General features: G+C 54.5%; 16 protein-coding genes. 7 read left to right on the forward strand and 9 right to left on the reverse strand.

The features are described 5' to 3' along the window. Positions 1-10: 10 nt before the first annotated feature. Complete coding sequence (locus ABJV08_RS05405) at positions 11-730, forward strand: alpha/beta hydrolase (RefSeq protein ID WP_348037563.1); 720 nt, start codon at positions 11-13, stop codon at positions 728-730. On the opposite strand, the gene ABJV08_RS05410 is transcribed toward ABJV08_RS05405, so the two are convergent. Next, complete coding sequence (locus ABJV08_RS05410) at positions 727-1,137, reverse strand: DUF1761 domain-containing protein (RefSeq protein ID WP_348037565.1); 411 nt, start codon at positions 1,135-1,137, stop codon at positions 727-729. The genes ABJV08_RS05405 and ABJV08_RS05410 overlap by 4 nt on opposite strands. 112 nt (positions 1,138-1,249) lie before the next feature. Between ABJV08_RS05410 and rimO the strand changes: the two genes are divergently transcribed. After that, positions 1,250-2,632 carry a 30S ribosomal protein S12 methylthiotransferase RimO gene (rimO, locus tag ABJV08_RS05415; protein ID WP_348037568.1) on the forward strand — a complete coding sequence of 461 codons (1,383 nt, stop codon included), beginning with the start codon at positions 1,250-1,252 and terminating at the stop codon, positions 2,630-2,632. Between the two features lie 117 nt (positions 2,633-2,749). Here rimO and ABJV08_RS05420 read toward each other — a convergent pair whose 3' ends face one another. From ABJV08_RS05420 to asd, 5 genes are all read right to left on the reverse strand, one after another. Then, the gene (locus ABJV08_RS05420; protein WP_348037570.1) at positions 2,750-3,757 is read right to left on the reverse strand and encodes a hypothetical protein; all 1,008 of its coding nucleotides are present in this window, start codon (positions 3,755-3,757) and stop codon (positions 2,750-2,752) included. A gap of 189 nt (positions 3,758-3,946) precedes the next feature. Then, entirely contained in the window at positions 3,947-4,183 is a 237-nt protein-coding gene (locus tag ABJV08_RS05425; RefSeq protein ID WP_348037572.1) for a hypothetical protein, read from the reverse strand. Between the two features lie 1,123 nt (positions 4,184-5,306). Then, positions 5,307-5,591, reverse strand: a complete 285-nt coding sequence (locus tag ABJV08_RS05430) for a hypothetical protein (RefSeq protein ID WP_348037574.1) — start codon at positions 5,589-5,591, stop codon at positions 5,307-5,309. A gap of 830 nt (positions 5,592-6,421) precedes the next feature. After that, complete coding sequence (locus ABJV08_RS05435) at positions 6,422-7,033, reverse strand: SRPBCC domain-containing protein (protein WP_348037576.1); 612 nt, start codon at positions 7,031-7,033, stop codon at positions 6,422-6,424. Between the two features lie 204 nt (positions 7,034-7,237). Then, positions 7,238-8,056 carry an archaetidylserine decarboxylase gene (asd, locus tag ABJV08_RS05440; RefSeq protein WP_348037578.1) on the reverse strand — a complete coding sequence of 273 codons (819 nt, stop codon included), beginning with the start codon at positions 8,054-8,056 and terminating at the stop codon, positions 7,238-7,240. A gap of 507 nt (positions 8,057-8,563) precedes the next feature. Between asd and ABJV08_RS05445 the strand changes: the two genes are divergently transcribed. Then, positions 8,564-8,971 carry a PilZ domain-containing protein gene (locus ABJV08_RS05445; RefSeq protein ID WP_348037580.1) on the forward strand — a complete coding sequence of 136 codons (408 nt, stop codon included), beginning with the start codon at positions 8,564-8,566 and terminating at the stop codon, positions 8,969-8,971. Between the two features lie 95 nt (positions 8,972-9,066). On the opposite strand, the gene ABJV08_RS05450 is transcribed toward ABJV08_RS05445, so the two are convergent. The 3 genes from ABJV08_RS05450 to ABJV08_RS05460 form a co-directional block, all read right to left on the reverse strand. Next, positions 9,067-10,569: a hypothetical protein gene (locus ABJV08_RS05450; RefSeq protein ID WP_348037582.1), complete on the reverse strand. Its 1,503-nt coding sequence runs from the start codon at positions 10,567-10,569 to the stop codon at positions 9,067-9,069. Positions 10,570-10,829: 260 nt separating this feature from the next. Further along, a complete protein-coding gene (locus tag ABJV08_RS05455) occupies positions 10,830-11,195 on the reverse strand; it encodes a hypothetical protein (RefSeq protein ID WP_348037584.1) in 366 nt (121 codons plus the stop codon). Positions 11,196-11,280: 85 nt separating this feature from the next. After that, positions 11,281-11,907, reverse strand: a complete 627-nt coding sequence (locus tag ABJV08_RS05460; protein WP_348037586.1) for a GNAT family N-acetyltransferase — start codon at positions 11,905-11,907, stop codon at positions 11,281-11,283. A gap of 115 nt (positions 11,908-12,022) precedes the next feature. Here ABJV08_RS05460 and ABJV08_RS05465 point away from each other — a divergent pair, with 115 nt between their 5' ends. From ABJV08_RS05465 to ABJV08_RS05480, 4 genes are all read left to right on the forward strand, one after another. Beyond that, positions 12,023-13,567 (forward strand): NAD(P)/FAD-dependent oxidoreductase, encoded by a 1,545-nt coding sequence (locus tag ABJV08_RS05465; protein WP_348037588.1) that lies wholly within the window; start codon positions 12,023-12,025, stop codon positions 13,565-13,567. Between the two features lie 81 nt (positions 13,568-13,648). Further along, a complete protein-coding gene (locus ABJV08_RS05470) occupies positions 13,649-13,981 on the forward strand; it encodes a PilZ domain-containing protein (RefSeq protein ID WP_348037590.1) in 333 nt (110 codons plus the stop codon). A gap of 59 nt (positions 13,982-14,040) precedes the next feature. Next, the gene (locus ABJV08_RS05475) at positions 14,041-15,555 is read left to right on the forward strand and encodes an NAD(P)/FAD-dependent oxidoreductase (protein ID WP_348037592.1); all 1,515 of its coding nucleotides are present in this window, start codon (positions 14,041-14,043) and stop codon (positions 15,553-15,555) included. 39 nt (positions 15,556-15,594) lie between these two features. Next, entirely contained in the window at positions 15,595-17,013 is a 1,419-nt protein-coding gene (locus tag ABJV08_RS05480) for a leucyl aminopeptidase family protein (RefSeq protein ID WP_348037594.1), read from the forward strand. Positions 17,014-17,048: the final 35 nt, after the last annotated feature.

A 17,048-nucleotide genomic window follows, 5' to 3' on the forward strand; every position in this document is an offset into this window, starting at 1 on the left:
GAGCTTGATGATGGCCGACGCGATACCCATGCCCACCGGACTGCGCGCACCCGATAGATTGGCGCAGCTTGGCGAATTGTCGCTGCCGCTCGATCTATTCCGCTTTGGACTGCAGTGGCCCCGTCTGGTGACCGCGCCGCGCGGCGATGGACGGCCGATCTATTTGATCCCGGGCTATGGCGGCAGCGAACTATCGATGCGGCCGCTGGAAGGCTTTCTCAACCAGATAAACTATGACGTCGCCGACTGGTCGCTCGGCCGCAACAAAGGGTCGGTAGACCCTGATATTGCGCGCTTCATCGAGGTGGCCGAAGCGCGTTTCGCCGACAATGGCGGGCAGGCCTTCACTCTGATCGGCTGGTCGCTGGGCGGGATTATCGCTCGTGAAACCGCACGGCAATGCCCGCATCTGGTGCGCGAGGTGATCACCATGGGCACGCCGATCATTGGCGGTCCCAAATATACCTCGCCCGGCCAACGCTACGCCAAGTCAGCCAATATCGAGCTCGATCAGTTCGAACGCGAGGTCCATGACCGGAACAGCATCGGCTTTGACCAGCCGTTGACCGTTCTCTATTCCAACCGCGACGGCATTGTCGGGCCCGATATCGCCAAGGACATCTACAATCCGCAAGCCCGCAACATCCGCGTCGATGGCGGTCATCTGGGCCTGGGCTTCAACCCCAAGGTCTGGCGGATCATCGCCGATACGCTAGCCGGAGAGGGCTAGCCCAGCCAGGCGTGCACCGCACCCATCGCGGTATAGAAGAGCAGCCAATAGCCGGCATCAATGAAGAATAGTGATTTATTCTTCTGTGAAAACAGATAGTTGGTTCCAATCGCCGGCACAATGAAGCCGAGCGCAATGCCAAAGGCGGTCAGCACTTTTACCGCAAAGGACAAATCCATCGTATAGGTCGCGAAAGTATGGGCCAGCGTCCAGGAAGCGACAAGGCTGAAGGCAAATGCCCCGCCATATATTTTTCCCATGCTGCCTTCTTTGATCTGTTCTTCGGTCAGGCCCACCGCGCCCATCCATTTCTTGCCCATCACCGGACCATACCAGATGCCCCCGACCAGAAATCCCGCCAACGCCCCCACGACGACGGCAATCCAGTTTACATCAAAGATATTCATTCCACCCTCCCAGATTTATGAAGCCTCTGTTTACACTGAATTGACCGGAAAAACCAGTTTGCGTGCGCGAGGGCGTGACTCGCTTGCAAAACACGCCTAAAGCGCCCGCAATATGGCAACTGAAATTCCTTCTCCGCCCAAAGTGGGCATGGTCTCGCTGGGCTGTCCCAAGGCCTTGGTCGACAGCGAACGCATTCTGACGCAGCTGCGCTCGGACGGCTATGACCTGTCGGCCGACTATGCCGGCGCGGATGTCGTGCTCGTCAACACCTGCGGTTTTCTGGACAGCGCCAAGGAAGAGAGCCTGGAAGCCATTGGTGAAGCAATGGCCGAAAATGGCCGCGTCGTTGTTACCGGCTGCATGGGTAATGAAGCCGATATGATCATGGATCGTTTTCCCGATGTGCTCGCGGTCACCGGCGCGCATCAATATGAAGATGTCGTCACGGCGGTTCATGCGGCGGCTCCAGCGGCGCGCGGCGCCTTTGTGGATCTGGTCCCGGAAGCTGGCCTGAAACTAACCCCGCGCCATTATAGCTATCTCAAAATTTCCGAAGGCTGTAACCATCGTTGTTCCTTCTGCATCATCCCCAGCCTGCGCGGCGATCTGGTCAGCCGCCGTCCCGACGCGATTCTGCGCGAAGCGGAGAAGCTGGTCGAAGCGGGCACCAAGGAATTGCTCGTCATCAGCCAGGACACCTCGGCCTATGGTGTCGATATCCGGCATCAATCCCGCCCATGGAATGGCCCGACCGGGCAGGGCCGCGACGTCCGCGCCCATATGACCGATCTCGCCGCCGCGCTGGGTGAACTGCGGACACCCGAGGGGCAGGGCATCTGGACCCGGCTCCACTATGTCTATCCCTATCCCCATGTCGACAAGGTCATCCCGTTGATGGCCGAGGGCAAGATTACCCCCTATCTCGACATTCCGTTTCAACATGCCGCGCCCAATGTCCTGAAACGGATGAAGCGCCCCGCCAATGAAGCCAAAGTGCTGCAGCGGGTCAAAAGCTGGCGCGACATTTGCCCTGATCTCACCATCCGCTCGACCTTTGTCGTGGGCTTCCCCGGCGAGACCGAAGACGACTTCAAATATCTGCTCGACTGGCTCGAAGAAGCCCAGCTTGACCGCGTCGGAGCCTTCCGCTTCGAACCCGTAGAAGGCGCGGAAGCCAATGCGCTTGACGGTGCCTTGCCCGAAGAGGTCAAGGAAGAGCGGTACCAGCGGATCATGGAAGTGACCGCCCGGATCAGCGCCGCGAAACTGACCGCCAAAGTCGGTCGCACCTTGCCCGTCATCATCGACGACATCGGCGAACCCGACGAAGACGGCGATATCGGTGCCACCGCCCGCAGCGAAGCCGATGCACCGGAAATTGACGGCAATGTCTTCCTGCGCAACGTCAGCGCCGATCTGTCCGTCGGCGATATCATCGATGCGACGATTGAAGATGCCGACGAGCATGACCTGTTCGGGGTCGCGGCTACATAACATCCATGTCTTCCCCGCGAAGGCGGGGACCCAGTTTGCCGACACTCTCGTCTGCGCATTCAGATCCATCTTGTCAGCATGCCCATCGCCCACCCGAAATTGACAAAGTTTACACGGTCATAGATTTTTTCCTTTCCCCGCCGCCAGCGCGCCCACGGCAGCAATGTCGGCGGCCATTTCGGCGCGGCCGATGATGGCGGAAAGGCGCGCATCATCATGCAATGCGCCGGTGGCTTTCGCGACCAGTCCGGGCACTTGGCGCTCCATCTCGGCGGCTTCTTCGGGGGTCATGCGGTAATAGTCAGGCGGTCCGTCATCATCCGGCCAGGTCAGCGCGTAAAATTCCGCGCCGTCCTCCTCCTCCTCCTCCTGCTCCGGCCTCCCGGGCGTCTCAGCTTCGGCGGCCCGCGTCGCCAGTTCCTCTTCCGTCGGAGCGGCGATCAGCGGGGCGGTGTCTTCGCCGGCGCCAATGGCATCCAGCATATCGCCAAAGCGTGCCGCGCCGCGTTGTGCCGGGATCTGCTCGGCGACCTTGTCGAGCCGCGCCAGCAGCGCGAGCAGCAAGCGGCTATCATAACGCCGCCGCGTCGCCACCACCTCGCCATGATAGAAAATCTCTTCCTCGACGCCTTCGATGGCCCGCTCTTGCAGCGCATCCTGGGCCGCCTCCCGCGCCAGTACCAGCGCGGCCAGCCAGGCCCGTGCAAAATCGACATCGCGTCTTTTCAGGGCATAGGCGGATTGTCTTGTCCGCTGCACCCACATCGCCGCCGCACCGACATTGCCCGTATGGGCCAGCGCTTCGAGAAATTTGACGCGGATATCGGGGTGCCAGCCATCGTGGCGGATCGTGCGGGTTGGGGCATCGCCTCCATCCGTTCGTCCTGAGCCTGTCGAAGGATCGAGTTTAGAGCATTCTAGAGGCTCAGGACGAACAGATTTATAGTCACCGTCATTCTCAACGGCATCGTCCGCGTGGAGGTGGTGCCTCAGTTTACCGCCACTTTCGCTAGCATGGTCAGCGTCACCTGGATTCCCGCTGTCGCGGGAATGACAAGCCGCATTCCCGTTACCCTGATCCTGCCGAAGCGCCACACGCCGCTTAAATTCATCCTGAAAACCCATAAGCCATATTCCTTCTAAGAGACCATCCTGACCGCATCACCGGTCCGGAGGAATCGGAGCGGCAGTCCGTTTATGGTTTGTCAAAGAGAGATTTATAACCTATTTGGTTCTATGTAGGAAAGAACTCACTTCAGACGGCATGTCTATCGACGTCCGCTTCATCCCGAAAGCGGACATTAGCAAAAATCACTAGGATAAATTGAGCGTTATATCTTGACCCATTTCCTTTTCACACCTCAAATGGAAAGGGCCGATTTTCTTATCTTGTGTAAGCATATAATATGAGATGTTGCCGGAAAATGCGCCTGCCTTTGTTTTATGACTCTCTTTTTCAATTATTTCGAATGGGTCTTCCTCTAATATGTCCGCAAGCATCTTTTCACATTCGATCAAAAATCTAATTAGTTCTCCATCTTGATCCGTCATCTCAGTTATCCCAAACTATTGCGTTATATCCGCTATATCCCGAAAGCGGACATTAGCTTTCATCCCGTCGAATGTCTGAAAGTGGGGGTGGAAGCGGACGCCAACTAAGTCACGTGCTGGAGGCTGGAAACACCCGAAAGCGGGATTTTACCCAAATTCGGTCCAACACCATTCACCAGATAGCGATTTCTTAAAATCCACTGAAACGGGAGACCAATTCCCATTAGAGATATCCGGGTTATCATGGATAACTCTATTCTCGTAATTGCACACGGCTCGTTTTTTGTCCTCCCCATACCACGCGCAATGAAAGTCTCTCTCTTGACTGGTTCCTTCTGCCATTTCCGGGATCAAACAATTGCCATAGAGCACACACTCGCAACTCTTACTTGCGTCTATTTCTGCAATATCTGGCAAGCCATTTGACATTGAACAGCTAGCTACCAGTGATGCAGAGAGTGCCAGAACCAAGAGTCGATAAGAGTTAAACTTCATTTTTTAAGTGTAAGCTTAAGTTCCAACGCTTTCAATGAACTCATACAACAAGGTAGAACAAATCTAGAGACCGCTTTTCGCCCCTTACTGCTATTGGCAAATGATGGAGCAAAGGTCTGGAAATGGGTCGTTAGCGGAAGGTCAGCTTACATTGCCACAATGTCCCCAATATCCCGAAAGCGGACGCTAGCATTGGTCGCTTTTGACGGCAACAATTGAGTAGGGAACGGACATTCCGCTCTCATTGTTTTAGTCGCAGCTTCCGCTTCAAACGGACTAACAGATCGCACGTGGCCGCCCCGCCGAATGCCATCAACGGGGTACCGAAGATCAAGAACAAAAACCGATAAGTGGCATCGCCAACGGATGACAATGGAACGAAACTGCCGTTGAACCAGCGAAATGCACTAATGACCATAAGAGCCATCCACACCGGCCACAGTATGGCAGAGGCCATCGGCCAAAGGCTTCTGAAATAAGTAAAAAGCTTTCTCATCACCATTCTTTTACACTCAAACGGAAGCTCCACAAGTGGGGCGATTGCCGAAGGGCAGCTTCTGCATTAGTGGCTGCTACATCCCGAAAGCGGACACTAGGTTGATGAACCGGGGCGGCGATCCTTCCATTTTTATTCCAGCGACAAATTGTCAGCCTTCCTCCAGCTCTCTATTGAGAGAACTGTAAATTCCCCTCCGATAAAATCATCCTTTTTGAGAAACTTATAATCAACCAAACCATTTATTCTCAAAACAAAATTTGGATCTTGAACGTTTCGATAAGCTGCCCGAGCTATATCGGAATGCAACTGATCTCTTGGAATGATCTTCGACATATCGACACTGAAATACTTCTCAGGACAACTTTCAAAGTAGATGGCATAGCCATGAGAGGATGAAACCAAATCGAATTTCACATCATATTTGCCATTGGAGACTGCGTCTGGATCATTACAAATTTTTGATTGAAAAGATTTCAGATTCCTCTGGACGTGACTACACGAAGACAAACTTGACAGCGCAACCAGTCCTAATGCCAATGTCCTAATTACAGGTTGCATGCATTGAGCCCGCGCAAGAATTTCTTATCATGGTTTTGTCTTCTTTTTCGATCATCGCCGTCCTCTCATTTAACGTAAGGTCGTTAATGTCGCAGAACTACCTGCTGTCTTCAGCCTAGCCTAGTTCTAATATCCGCTTTTGCGCCCAAAGCGGACATTAAGCTTGCGACCGCAACATCCCGAAAGCGGACATTAGAGTTCACAAGTCGAAATCTCTTTTGCCACACTTTGGACATGGATCGATAACCCAAGGCACGAAAACCCCAGGCATGAAAGATTTGGTCGTCTGGCAAACCAGCCCATGTCCGCACTTTCGAAATCGCAAAATTAGTGAATATGCGTAAACGAATGAAATGAATGACGTTGCAACCCAAAAATATTCTAGAATGCACGAAGGTGGAAAAGAAAATATTCCCGTCATTGCGATAAGACCGCTTAAAATCATGCGACGAGAATACGCACCCTTTTCTTGCGGCCATAACTTGAAGGCTAGCTTCTGATAAATGTTGTGCTTCCTCCCACACCAGCGAAGAGATCGGTCTAAATTATTCTATTAGGCCTTGCATCCAGTCCAAAGGTCAATACGAATTCCCATCCTTCCACAAAAAAATGCGATGTTGGAATTTCTAATGTCCGCTTTTGCGCCCAAAGCGGACACCAGGAACCGCAAATTTAAGGTAAGCTGCCTAAGGTATAAACGGAGTCTTTCGGTCGGATTGAGCGTTGCGCTTTTTTGCCAGCATTTTGTTTAGCTCGCCAAGCGACCAACTGTTGCCGGCTTTGAAAAATTTGACCAGTCGCTGCGATTCTTCATCCGGGCCGTAACCGATGCCTGAAATGGTGATTTTGGTTTGACCATTTTCCAAAGCTTCAAACTGAAACACCGATACCAATCGGTCCAAAATATCGCGCGACGCAAATCCTGGAGGCGCTTGGGTGTTTTTAAGCACCAGCAATTGTTCCGGAATATACGCGAGAATTTCGTTCTTGATATTGGCTGGATCGCCTATTTTTGCCTCAGGATTATAACTTGTTTCAAAAAACCCACCGACGCGAAAATCGACAAATGCAACGGGAACAGCCCATGATTTATATCCGTCTTCGGTCGCAAATGCTGCCCAAACATCGGCAACAGGCGACGAAATGACGGCGATATTCTGAAGAATGATCCGCTCATCAGCATCTGCGATTTCCAGATCGGTGATTTCGGGAACTGTGTCACTCGGTTGTTCTGCCGATGCGGGCACGGAAGATATTAGCGAAGTCGCCACAATGAATGAAGCTATCAACCGTTTCATAGAAAACTCCTCGCACCAGAGAAGATCTTGATAGCCTTTTTCACGTCTCGCAGCAAGTTTGCCCATGGTTTCTAAATGCACGAAACCTAAGTCCGGGCTAGGCTCTTCTACAAGTGTTTAGCGTTCCAAAGGACGGCTTCATCCTGAAAGCGGACAGCGGTGCGATCTCCGCTTCGTTGTTTCTTGATGCAAGTCGATGCAATGTCAAAAACCGGGGCGATTGCCCATTGTTTCGCCAAGACGCACCAATTTTTCCGGTGCCCAATCGGCGGACAAATCGATGGCATGTTGCCGGAACAGCATAATCACGGTTGAGCCGAGCAGAAAACGACCCATTTCATCGCCCTTTGCGAGCGTGATATTCTGGTCGGCATAGGTCCATTGCGTCATCTGGTTGGCGGGCTTTGGTTTGACAAGGCCGTGCCATATAGTCTCCATGCTTCCGACAATTGTAGCGCCGACCAGGACCATGGCGAATGTGCCATGCTCTGGTGATTCAAATATACATATCACCCGCTCATTGCGTGCGAAAAGACCAGGCACGCCGCGCGCAGTCGTAGGATTAACGGAAAATAGCGAACCGGGCACATAGGTCATGCTTGTAAGCTTGCCGTCACAAGGCATGTGGATGCGATGATAATCCTTCGGTGACAGGTAGACATTGGCGAAGCTCCCGTTCCGAAACTGGCTTGCCAATGCAGTGTCTCCGCCCAGCAATGCGGTCGTAGTGAACGAATGGCCCTTCGCCTGAAGGATGTGATGGTCATCAATATCACCAAGCTGGCTGATCGCGCCATCTACCGGACAGGCAAAATCCGCTTCCGTAATGGGGCGTGCGCCGGCTTTGAGCGGACGGGTGAAAAAGGCGTTGAAGCTTTTGTAGCTGGCGATGTCGGGATTGCGGGCCTCGCTCATATCGACCGCATATTGGCCAACGAACCAGCGGATGAGTCGGGTTGTAAACTTGCCTTGTTCTGCCCCGGCAACGCGGCCAGCAAAGGCGGTAAGGCCCCGTTTTGGCAATATATATTGGGACGCGACTTTCAAACGTTCGAACAAAATTTAACTCGCATCAATTGATCAACCAACTTTTAGGCCGTTGGCCCTGCTAGATCGCCGTTTCGGAATGGTTTGGATAGGAGATGTTCTGGGCGGAAGCAACCACTGCTCAAACTCCAGCCGCAACGCCCGCTTATCCGCAGTTGCGGGTATCGACAGCTTGGCCAATGGGCGTGGCATTAAAATGCTAGCCCGCTGTCCATTCTGTACAATGCAGCCAATATTCCAAATGCTACACCCCCTATCGGAACGGAGATTGCGACCCGTCGTTCCAACACCCCGTTCGACCATTCCGGTCGGCGGGGTTTTCTATGGGCGTCACTATTCCCGTTCGGGATGCTGCGGATGATGGCCCTTCTTGCGTGATGCCCAATATCGGCTTTTGCGCCGCTAGCAAACATCCGCAAAGCGCCGACCCTTTTTTTGTCCCCAAGCCGTTAAATCCCAGCCGATCCGACCGTCATTAGACAAATGAACAGTTTTGACCTTGATGCTGCCCCTGAACCAGCGCCCTCTGACGAGCGGGAAGAACGCGTTCACCGGCGGACCGATGTCGAGATCGAGTTTGATGATGGCCGCCGCTGCTCGGCCGTTGTGACCAACCTGTCGACCCATGGCATGGGGGCGGAAATGCAGGGCAGCTTGCAGCCTTTCTCGCTGATCAGCGTCATCAAGCAAGGCTATGGCCGGGTGCAGGGCGAGGTTCGCTGGGTAGACCAAGACAGGTTCGGGGTGCTCTTTGCCGAGCCGGTAAATGTGGAATTGTTCAATGGGTCCGACTGCCATCCGCAGGGCCCTCTGGGCGAGCAACCGCAAAATGGTCAAAGCGCACCGGGTTTCGATATCCACAGCGCGACGGGACCTCAGATTTCATTCTAGTCGCTGCGGCGGGATGAAGCACCGCTGATACGCCTTCCGGCAAACTCCAACTTTACGTATACCGTGCGTTCCGGATCACTCTCGGTTCCGGGCGGCTAATCCACCAGAACATCAAAATATAGGGTGGCGGTGGTGCCGGGCGGCAAGTCGTCAAGCTGTCCCGATACCGTGGTTCCAGAGTAGGAGCCGCCAGGAGTGCCTGTCGAGAAGTCACATTCTCCGGCAATGGTGCTGCCATTGATCTTGATCGTGCCGGGCAGAAATGTCACCGCCATCGGTAGCAGGTCGTCGAAAATACTGACGGCCTGTGCGGTGACGCTGTTCGCCTGATTTTCGGCCTGGATGCAATATCGCATCGTCGCGCCAGGAATGGCCTTGGGATTGCTTGTGCCGCTCACCGGATCGGAAATGACGATCGAAGATTTGGTGATGTGTAACCCGACGACTGTCACAGTTGCGGTTGCCGTATCACAATTGGTCGGATCGGCGGTTTCACAGATTTGATACTCGATTGCATAAGTGCCAGGCGGTACGCCGGCGGAGACGCTGATATTGCCGCTGGCGGTGTCGAGCGTTACGCCAGCGTGTGATGCTGCGGTGACGACCGAGATCGTTGCCGAGGATGCCGTCGGCGCGAGCCCGCGGAGCCTATCATTGGTCAATATGTTGAGAATATCCGTTGCGCCAACGCCAACATCGATCGAACCCGCATTATCGTCATCGGCGGCTATTGGCGCGCTCGATTTCATGATGAATATCTTGCCGTCCCCATGGTCCTGGGTGGCGGCAATAAAATCAACTTTGGTGATGACAGAGCCGACCGGAACAAGAGGATCGAGCAGGAACAATGCAATGCCGATCGTGCCATTGTTGGAATTGACCCGGCCGGATCCCCAATAGTCGACTCCGGTTGCAGGCGCACTGGTGGTCGCCCCCCACAATGTTGATCCACCATGGACGAATGTTCCACCAATGATCTGCTCGGCCCCGCCGCCCACTGGCGTGCCAAATATCCGGATATAGTAACAGTTGTTCGCGTTGCGCTCGGTCACCGCGAGGATAGAACCGGCGGTTGCGGGAACACCAAAACCGTATGACAGACGTTGGATCTGATTGGAGGTCGATGATATCGCAGCGGAATTGTCGCAAATATTGGCATTGTTGTTGGACGCGCTGGCTTCGAATTTGAAGTTGAGGTTTCTGCTGGTGAAAGCTGCGGTTGCACTGCTATTCCACGACGCGTTTGCACTGCTGCTTTCGATCTGCACGCCGTTCTGCCGGATGTGGTTTGAGCTGTGGCCACCGGGGCCAACTTGCAGCATTGTATAGCTTGTCGGCAAGGTCAGAGCATCATAGATAATGCCGTCGACGGTGACGCCTGACAAAGTTGCCGAATCTGTTTGGCTAGACTGTGAATCCGACCATTGAAATGTAACCCCGCTGCGGATGCTTTGTGCGTCTAAACACTCAAGTCCAGCGACCATAAACAACAAGATGGTCACAAATAGCAGAATCTGGATCAGGTTTTTCAGCGACAATTGCGACACCGCAAAGTCTATCGATTTTTCGGCGATCGATTCCCAATATGTTATCAGCATGAATCTTCACCGACCGACTATGATCATCTTGGATTGGGCAGGCGGCAATGCGCCTTGAATGCCGGAACTGAAAAAGAATGGACTGATAACAATATACATGGGGGAGAGGATCCTTTCTCTGCTTGGATAATCAAAGAAGACGGCCAAGCGGAAGAAGAATTAAGACCAATTTGACTACATTTTTTAATAAGTCGAATGATGTTCAAGCTTTTGAAATACCACGATTCCGTTAGTTTTCTGCAGATAGCGCCCGTTCGGCTTCATCCCAGCCCGGTTAACCCGAGTCCGGAAATGACAAATACATAGCCGAGAAGGCCATACATTGCGGCGCGGAATATCGGATAGGGGATGCGGGCTTTGTCCGGATAGCCGGCGGGGTGGACCACCGTCATCATCTCGCCGATCACCGGGGTCGGGAAGGGTGTGTAGAGTGGATCGCGGACCTCGATAAAGCCGCCGCGCTCATCGGGCACCAGCAATATTGCGCTATACATGGTTGCACCGCCGCGCTTGGCATGGTGATGGCGAACCACCTGAGAGGGCACGCGGCGGGTCTCGTTGCGGATGAACAGCACGTCGCTGCGCAAGGCCAGCGCCAATCCCGAACCCGCGAGCGCGAGACCCATCAAGAGGAAGATAGTTTCGATGGCGCCCAGCTATCACAGCTTTGGATGGCTGTTAAGCGGCGTCTGATCTCGGGCTATTCAGCGACTAGTCTGCGGTGTGCTTCTGCCATTGTGTGCGGGTCACTTCCCACACCAGCGACGGCCGGGTGGAGCCGTCGGCGCGCTGGCTGAGGGTTTCTCCCATCCGACGAAAGCCCAGTCCGTCCAGCAAATGGGCGGTCCGGTGATTGTCGAGCGAGGCGGTTTCGCAGATCAGGTCGAGGCCGAGCTGGTCGAACATCCAGTCGAAACTGTGCCGTGCGCCTTCGATGCCGCGGCCTTTCCCTTGCCGGTCGGGGTGGACCGCGCCGCCCAGTTCGCCGGCGGCCCACTGCGGCCAGATGCAGATATCGGTATAGCCACCGATCCGGCCCTGGTCGTCAAAATTCAGGAATAGCAAGCCGATGCCTTTTTCGCGCTGTGCCAGATGGTCATTGATAAAGTCGCGGACTGCATCGACCGTCAACGGGCGGGGCAGCGTGTAGATGGGCGCGTGTATCTGCGGATCGCTGAGAAATTCATGGAAGATCGTGGCATCCTCGGGTTCGGCTAGCCGCGACGAGGCATTTTCCGTCTTGATCGCCGTGGCGGTCGCGACCGAGTCGCCAATTGCTGCGGCTTTCTCGTCCGGGACCGGATGTCTGGTGATCGGGATCTGGGGCATTTCAATCATCGGGCGAGTCTAGTCTGTTTCGCGGAGGGAGGCCATGGCTTAACCGACCGGTTAAATTGCCAATTGCAACTTTTCCCTCGCGGTGGCATAGTTGTAAAAAGCTGGGAGAGACGGCATGCCTGACAAGACGGGGGCGACACAGATCGCCAACACGGTTAGCGACGCAACGATATCGGTCGATGTACTGATTGTCGGTGCCGGGATTTCGGGCATCGGCATGGCGGTGCATCTGGGCGACAAATGCCCCGGTAAAAGCTTTGCCATAGTCGAACGCCGCGACGATATTGGCGGGACCTGGAACCTGTTCCAATATCCCGGCATCCGCAGCGACAGCGACATGCACACATTGGGCTTTAAGTTCGAACCCTGGACCGAACAAAAATCGATTGCCGATGGCCCTTCGATCATCAAATATCTCCACCGGATCAAGGACAAGAATGATCTGGAGCAGCATATCCATTTTGGTCATAAAGTCTTGTCCGCAAGCTGGTCGAGCGAAGACGCGCGCTGGAGCGTGACGGCTGAGAAGGCCGACGGTTCGCAGGTCGTGATGCACGCCAATTTCGTTTATATGGGCGCCGGCTATTATGACTATGACAATCCCTATGACGCGAAGATAGAGGGCTTGCAGTCGTTCAAAGGCGACGTGGTTCATCCGCAATTCTGGCCCAAGGATTTCGACTATAGCGACAAAAAAGTGGTGATTATCGGCAGCGGCGCGACGGCGGTGACGATTGTCCCGGTGATGGCCGAAAAAGCAGCCCATGTCACGATGCTGCAACGGACCCCGACCTGGTATGCGGCGCGCCCGTCGAAAGATATGTTGGCCAATTTCCTGCGCAAGGTGATGCCGGAAAAATGGGCCTATGCGATCATCCGCAAGAAGAATGTCTGGATGCAGGATATCACCTTCCGGGCGTCGCGCGACAATCCGGAAAAGGTGATCAGCAAGCTCGAAAAGCCGATGAAGAAAGAGCTGGGCGACAAATATGTGAAGGAAGATTACACGCCGCCTTACGGTCCGTGGGAGCAGCGCCTGTGCCTCGTCCCCGATGGCGATATGTTCAAAGCGATTGCCGCCGGTACGGCTGATTTGAAGACCGGCCATATCGACACGGTGACCGGCAGCGGCATCAAGCTCAAATCCGGTGAGACGCTGGACGCCGATGTCATTGTCACCGCCACGGGCCTGAAGATGGCGGTTGCTGGCAAGGTCGCGTTTGAGGTGGATGGCAAGCCGGTCAACTGGCCCGATCATTATTATTATAAGGGCTGCATGTTCTCCGACATTCCCAATCTGGCGATCGTGTTCGGCTATCTTAATGCCAGCTGGACGCTCAAGGCGGATATCGTCTCGGAATATACCTGCCGGTTGCTCAACCATATGGATGCCACATCGACACGGATCGTCAATCCGGTGCTGGACACGGACGTCGAGCAGGAAGAACTTTTCGACTTCTCTTCCGGCTATATCCAACGGGCGATTAATGAATTGCCGCGCAACAGCACCGCCATGCCGTGGAAGCTCAATCAGGATTATCTCTACGATAAAGATATTCTGCTCAACGGCGCGATTGATGACGGGGTTATCCAGTTTTACGGCCCCAATTCGCAACGGGGGCTTGATGAAGGCGAACCAGCGCTCGAAGCTGCTGAATAAGTCCGATGCGGGCTTGGCCACGGATTGATTAACCGTTTGTTGACCGGACTTCGATAGTCTCCCGTTCTAGAGGTGGGGACCATGGGACTTATGAATTCGCAATATCGAGCGGTTGCACCGGCGCTTGTTGATCAGCGCCAAGTCTATCGTCATGCCGTTCAGATCCAGCGGACCAAGATCAGGCAGCAAGGCAAAACCGCTACGGCTGGCGAGTTGATCGATGTGTCTATCTATGGCTGCCGGGTTGCGAGCGATCAAATTTTTGCCGAAGGCGCGCGTATTTGGCTGGGCTTTGATGGCGGTCAATCTGTTCCGGCAACCGCCATATGGTGCAAGGGCGGCCATGTCGGCTGCCGCTTTGACGAAACCATCGATCCGAAGTTGTTTCGCGCCTTGACCCTGATCAGCGAATAGCCAAAACCTCGTAAAATCACGCCCTTGCCAGCTAACACTCATGTCAGTAGTGTGCGGGCATGGAAAATAAGATTCTTGACGTTCTGATTGTCGGCGCCGGCTTGTCCGGTATTGGCGCGGCTGTTCACATCACCAAAAGATGCCCTGGCAAGAGCTTTGCCATTGTCGAGGGACGAGAGCGGCTTGGCGGGACCTGGGACTTGTTTCGCTATCCCGGTATCCGATCGGACAGCGACATGTATACGCTGGGGTATAATTTCAAACCCTGGACCTCGCGCAGAGCCATTGCTGACGCGCCATCGATCCTTAAATATCTCAACGAAACGGTCGACGAATATCGTCTGAAAGACAAAATTCAATTCAACCACAAGGTTGTGGATGCCAGCTGGTCCAGCGAAGAGGCCTTGTGGACCGTCAGCCTGCAACATGGTGATGGTTCGCTCAGCACAGTCCAGTGCAATTTCCTCCACATGTGCTCGGGCTATTATGACTATGAGGAAGGCCATAACCCGGACTTCCCGGGAAAAGCCGAGTTTTCCGGACAGATTGTCCATCCGCAATTCTGGCCCGAAGATATGGACTATAGCGGCAAGAAAGTGGTGGTTATCGGCAGCGGTGCGACCGCGGTGACGATTGTTCCGGTGATGGCGGAAAGCGCCGAACATGTGACCATGCTCCAGCGTTCTCCGACATATATCGTATCGGCGCCCGGTGTCGACAAATGGGCCTTGCGATTCCGCAAAGCCTTGCCGAGCAAACTCGCTTATTTGATGACCCGCTGGAAAAATGTCCTGTGGGGCCTGTTCACGTTCAATCTTGCCCGCAACAAGCCCAAGGCTTTTAAAAAGCGCTTGCTTGATATGGTGCAGGAAGAAATGGGGCCGGACGTGGATATGGCCAATTTCACGCCCAGCTATAATCCATGGGATCAGCGCCTGTGTCTGGTTCCCGACAGTGATCTATTCGCGTCGATTAAATCGGGCAAAGCGTCGATCGTAACCGATCATGTTGAAAGCTTTTCCAAAGAGGGAATCAAGCTGAAATCGGGTCAGACACTGGAAGCGGATATCATCGTCACGGCGACGGGCCTAAAAATGCTCACCGGCGGCAGCGCGACTATTTCGGTTGACGGAAAGCCAGTCAATTTTGGCGAGACCATCAATTATAAAGGCGTCATGTTTTCCGGCATTCCCAATTTCGGGATGACGATGGGCTACACCAACGCCAGCTGGACGTTGAAAGCCGATCTCACCAGCGAATATGTTTGCCGCCTGGTCAATTTCATGGCCGAGAACGGAACGCCGATCGCGACTCCGACTTTGCCGTCCGACGGATCTATTGGAACAGAGCCGATGCTGGATTTCAGCTCCGGCTACGTCCAGCGGGCGATCAAGGATTTGCCCAAACAAGGTGATCGCAAGCCTTGGAGGCTCAATCAAAATTATCCCAAGGATATTATCAACCTGCGACACAAAACGGTGGATGACGGGGTTCTCGTCTTTTCCAAGGCCGGGGCGGTCGCGGTTCATTCGCCGGATAATCAGGATGATGTGGCAAGCATCGCGGCAGAATAGACTCTCGCGCTCGGCTTCATCTGGAGCTATAGTGATCAAATGACTGATTTTAAGGCATTGATCCAGGCCGACACCGGCCAGACCGCGCGCACCATCCAGATATTGGATGTGCATAATTTTGAAGATTGGCTGAAAGGGCAACCGGAGTCGATCCGGGCCATTGTTGGTGCCTATAAATTTGTCGCCAATCCGGATTCCTACCTGTTGTTGCCGTTGGTCGGTGGCAAGAATGATGACAAGTCCATCGCCGATGATTTTACCGTTGTTGCTGGTGTTTTGAATCGCGAAAAGCTCGATTCATGGTCGCTAGCCAAGCTTGGCGGCAGATTGCCCGAGGGAACCTATCGCCTTGCCGGCGCAAGTGCCAAAGGCGCGCTGTTCGGCTGGATGATCCCGCAGCATGAATTTGACCGCTACAAGGAACTGCCCAATCAGCAAGGACCTAGCGTGCTGTTGGTCAAGGATGCCCTTGGTCAGTGCGATGAGGCCGTGCGTCAGGCAGAAGCCACGGCGCTGGTTCGCGATATGGTCAATACGCCAGCCGCCGACATGGGGCCGGACAAGATCGAAGATTTGGTCGACAAGCTGGCGGAGCAAAATGGCGCAGAATTGATCGTCACGCGGGGTGACACGCTGGCAGAAGATTTCCCGATGATCCACGGCGTTGGCAAAGCGGCGATGCGGGCGCATGCGCCGCGCTTGATCGAATTGAAATGGGGCAAGGCCGATCATCCGAAAATAGCGATTGTCGGCAAAGGGGTGACCTTTGACAGCGGCGGGCTTTCGATGAAATCCCCGGCTGGCATGATGCTGATGAAAAAGGATATGGGCGGCGCGGCCCATGCGATTGCCCTGGCCAAACTGGTGATGGAAGCCAATTTGCCGGTGCATTTGCATCTGCTGATTCCCGCTGTGGAAAATTCGGTCGACGGCCATGCTCTGCGCCCGGGTGATATATTGAACAGCCGCAAGGGTCTGACGGTCGAGATTACCAACACCGATGCCGAGGGCCGTCTGGTTCTAGGCGATGCGTTGACCCTGGCCGGCGAGCAAGATCCGGAAATGATCATCGATTTTGCCACATTGACCGGTGCTGCCCGCGTTGCGCTGGGCCCTGATTTGCCGGCTATGTTCTGCGACGACAAGGCGATGGCGGACGGATTGCTGGCATCAGGCGAAGCGGAGAGTGATCCGCTTTGGCAGATGCCGATGTGGTCCGGCTATGATTCCCGGTTGAACAGCACCATTGCCGATTGCGTCAACAGCGCGTCCGGTTCTTTTGCGGGATGCATCACGGCCGCTTTGTTTCTCAAGAAATTCGCTCCGGATTCTGTGGCTTGGGCGCATTTTGATACCTATGCGTGGCGCCCTGCGAGCAAGCCGGGACGGCCAAAAGGCGGCGAAGCGCTGGGGCTGCGCGCCAGCTGGCGCTATTTGAACGACCGATACGCCCAATAGGCTTCTGCGACACCGCTTGATTAACCGGCCCTAGG

The organism is Parasphingorhabdus sp. (genome assembly GCF_039982395.1).
In the GTDB taxonomy this organism is placed as follows: domain Bacteria; phylum Pseudomonadota; class Alphaproteobacteria; order Sphingomonadales; family Sphingomonadaceae; genus Parasphingorhabdus.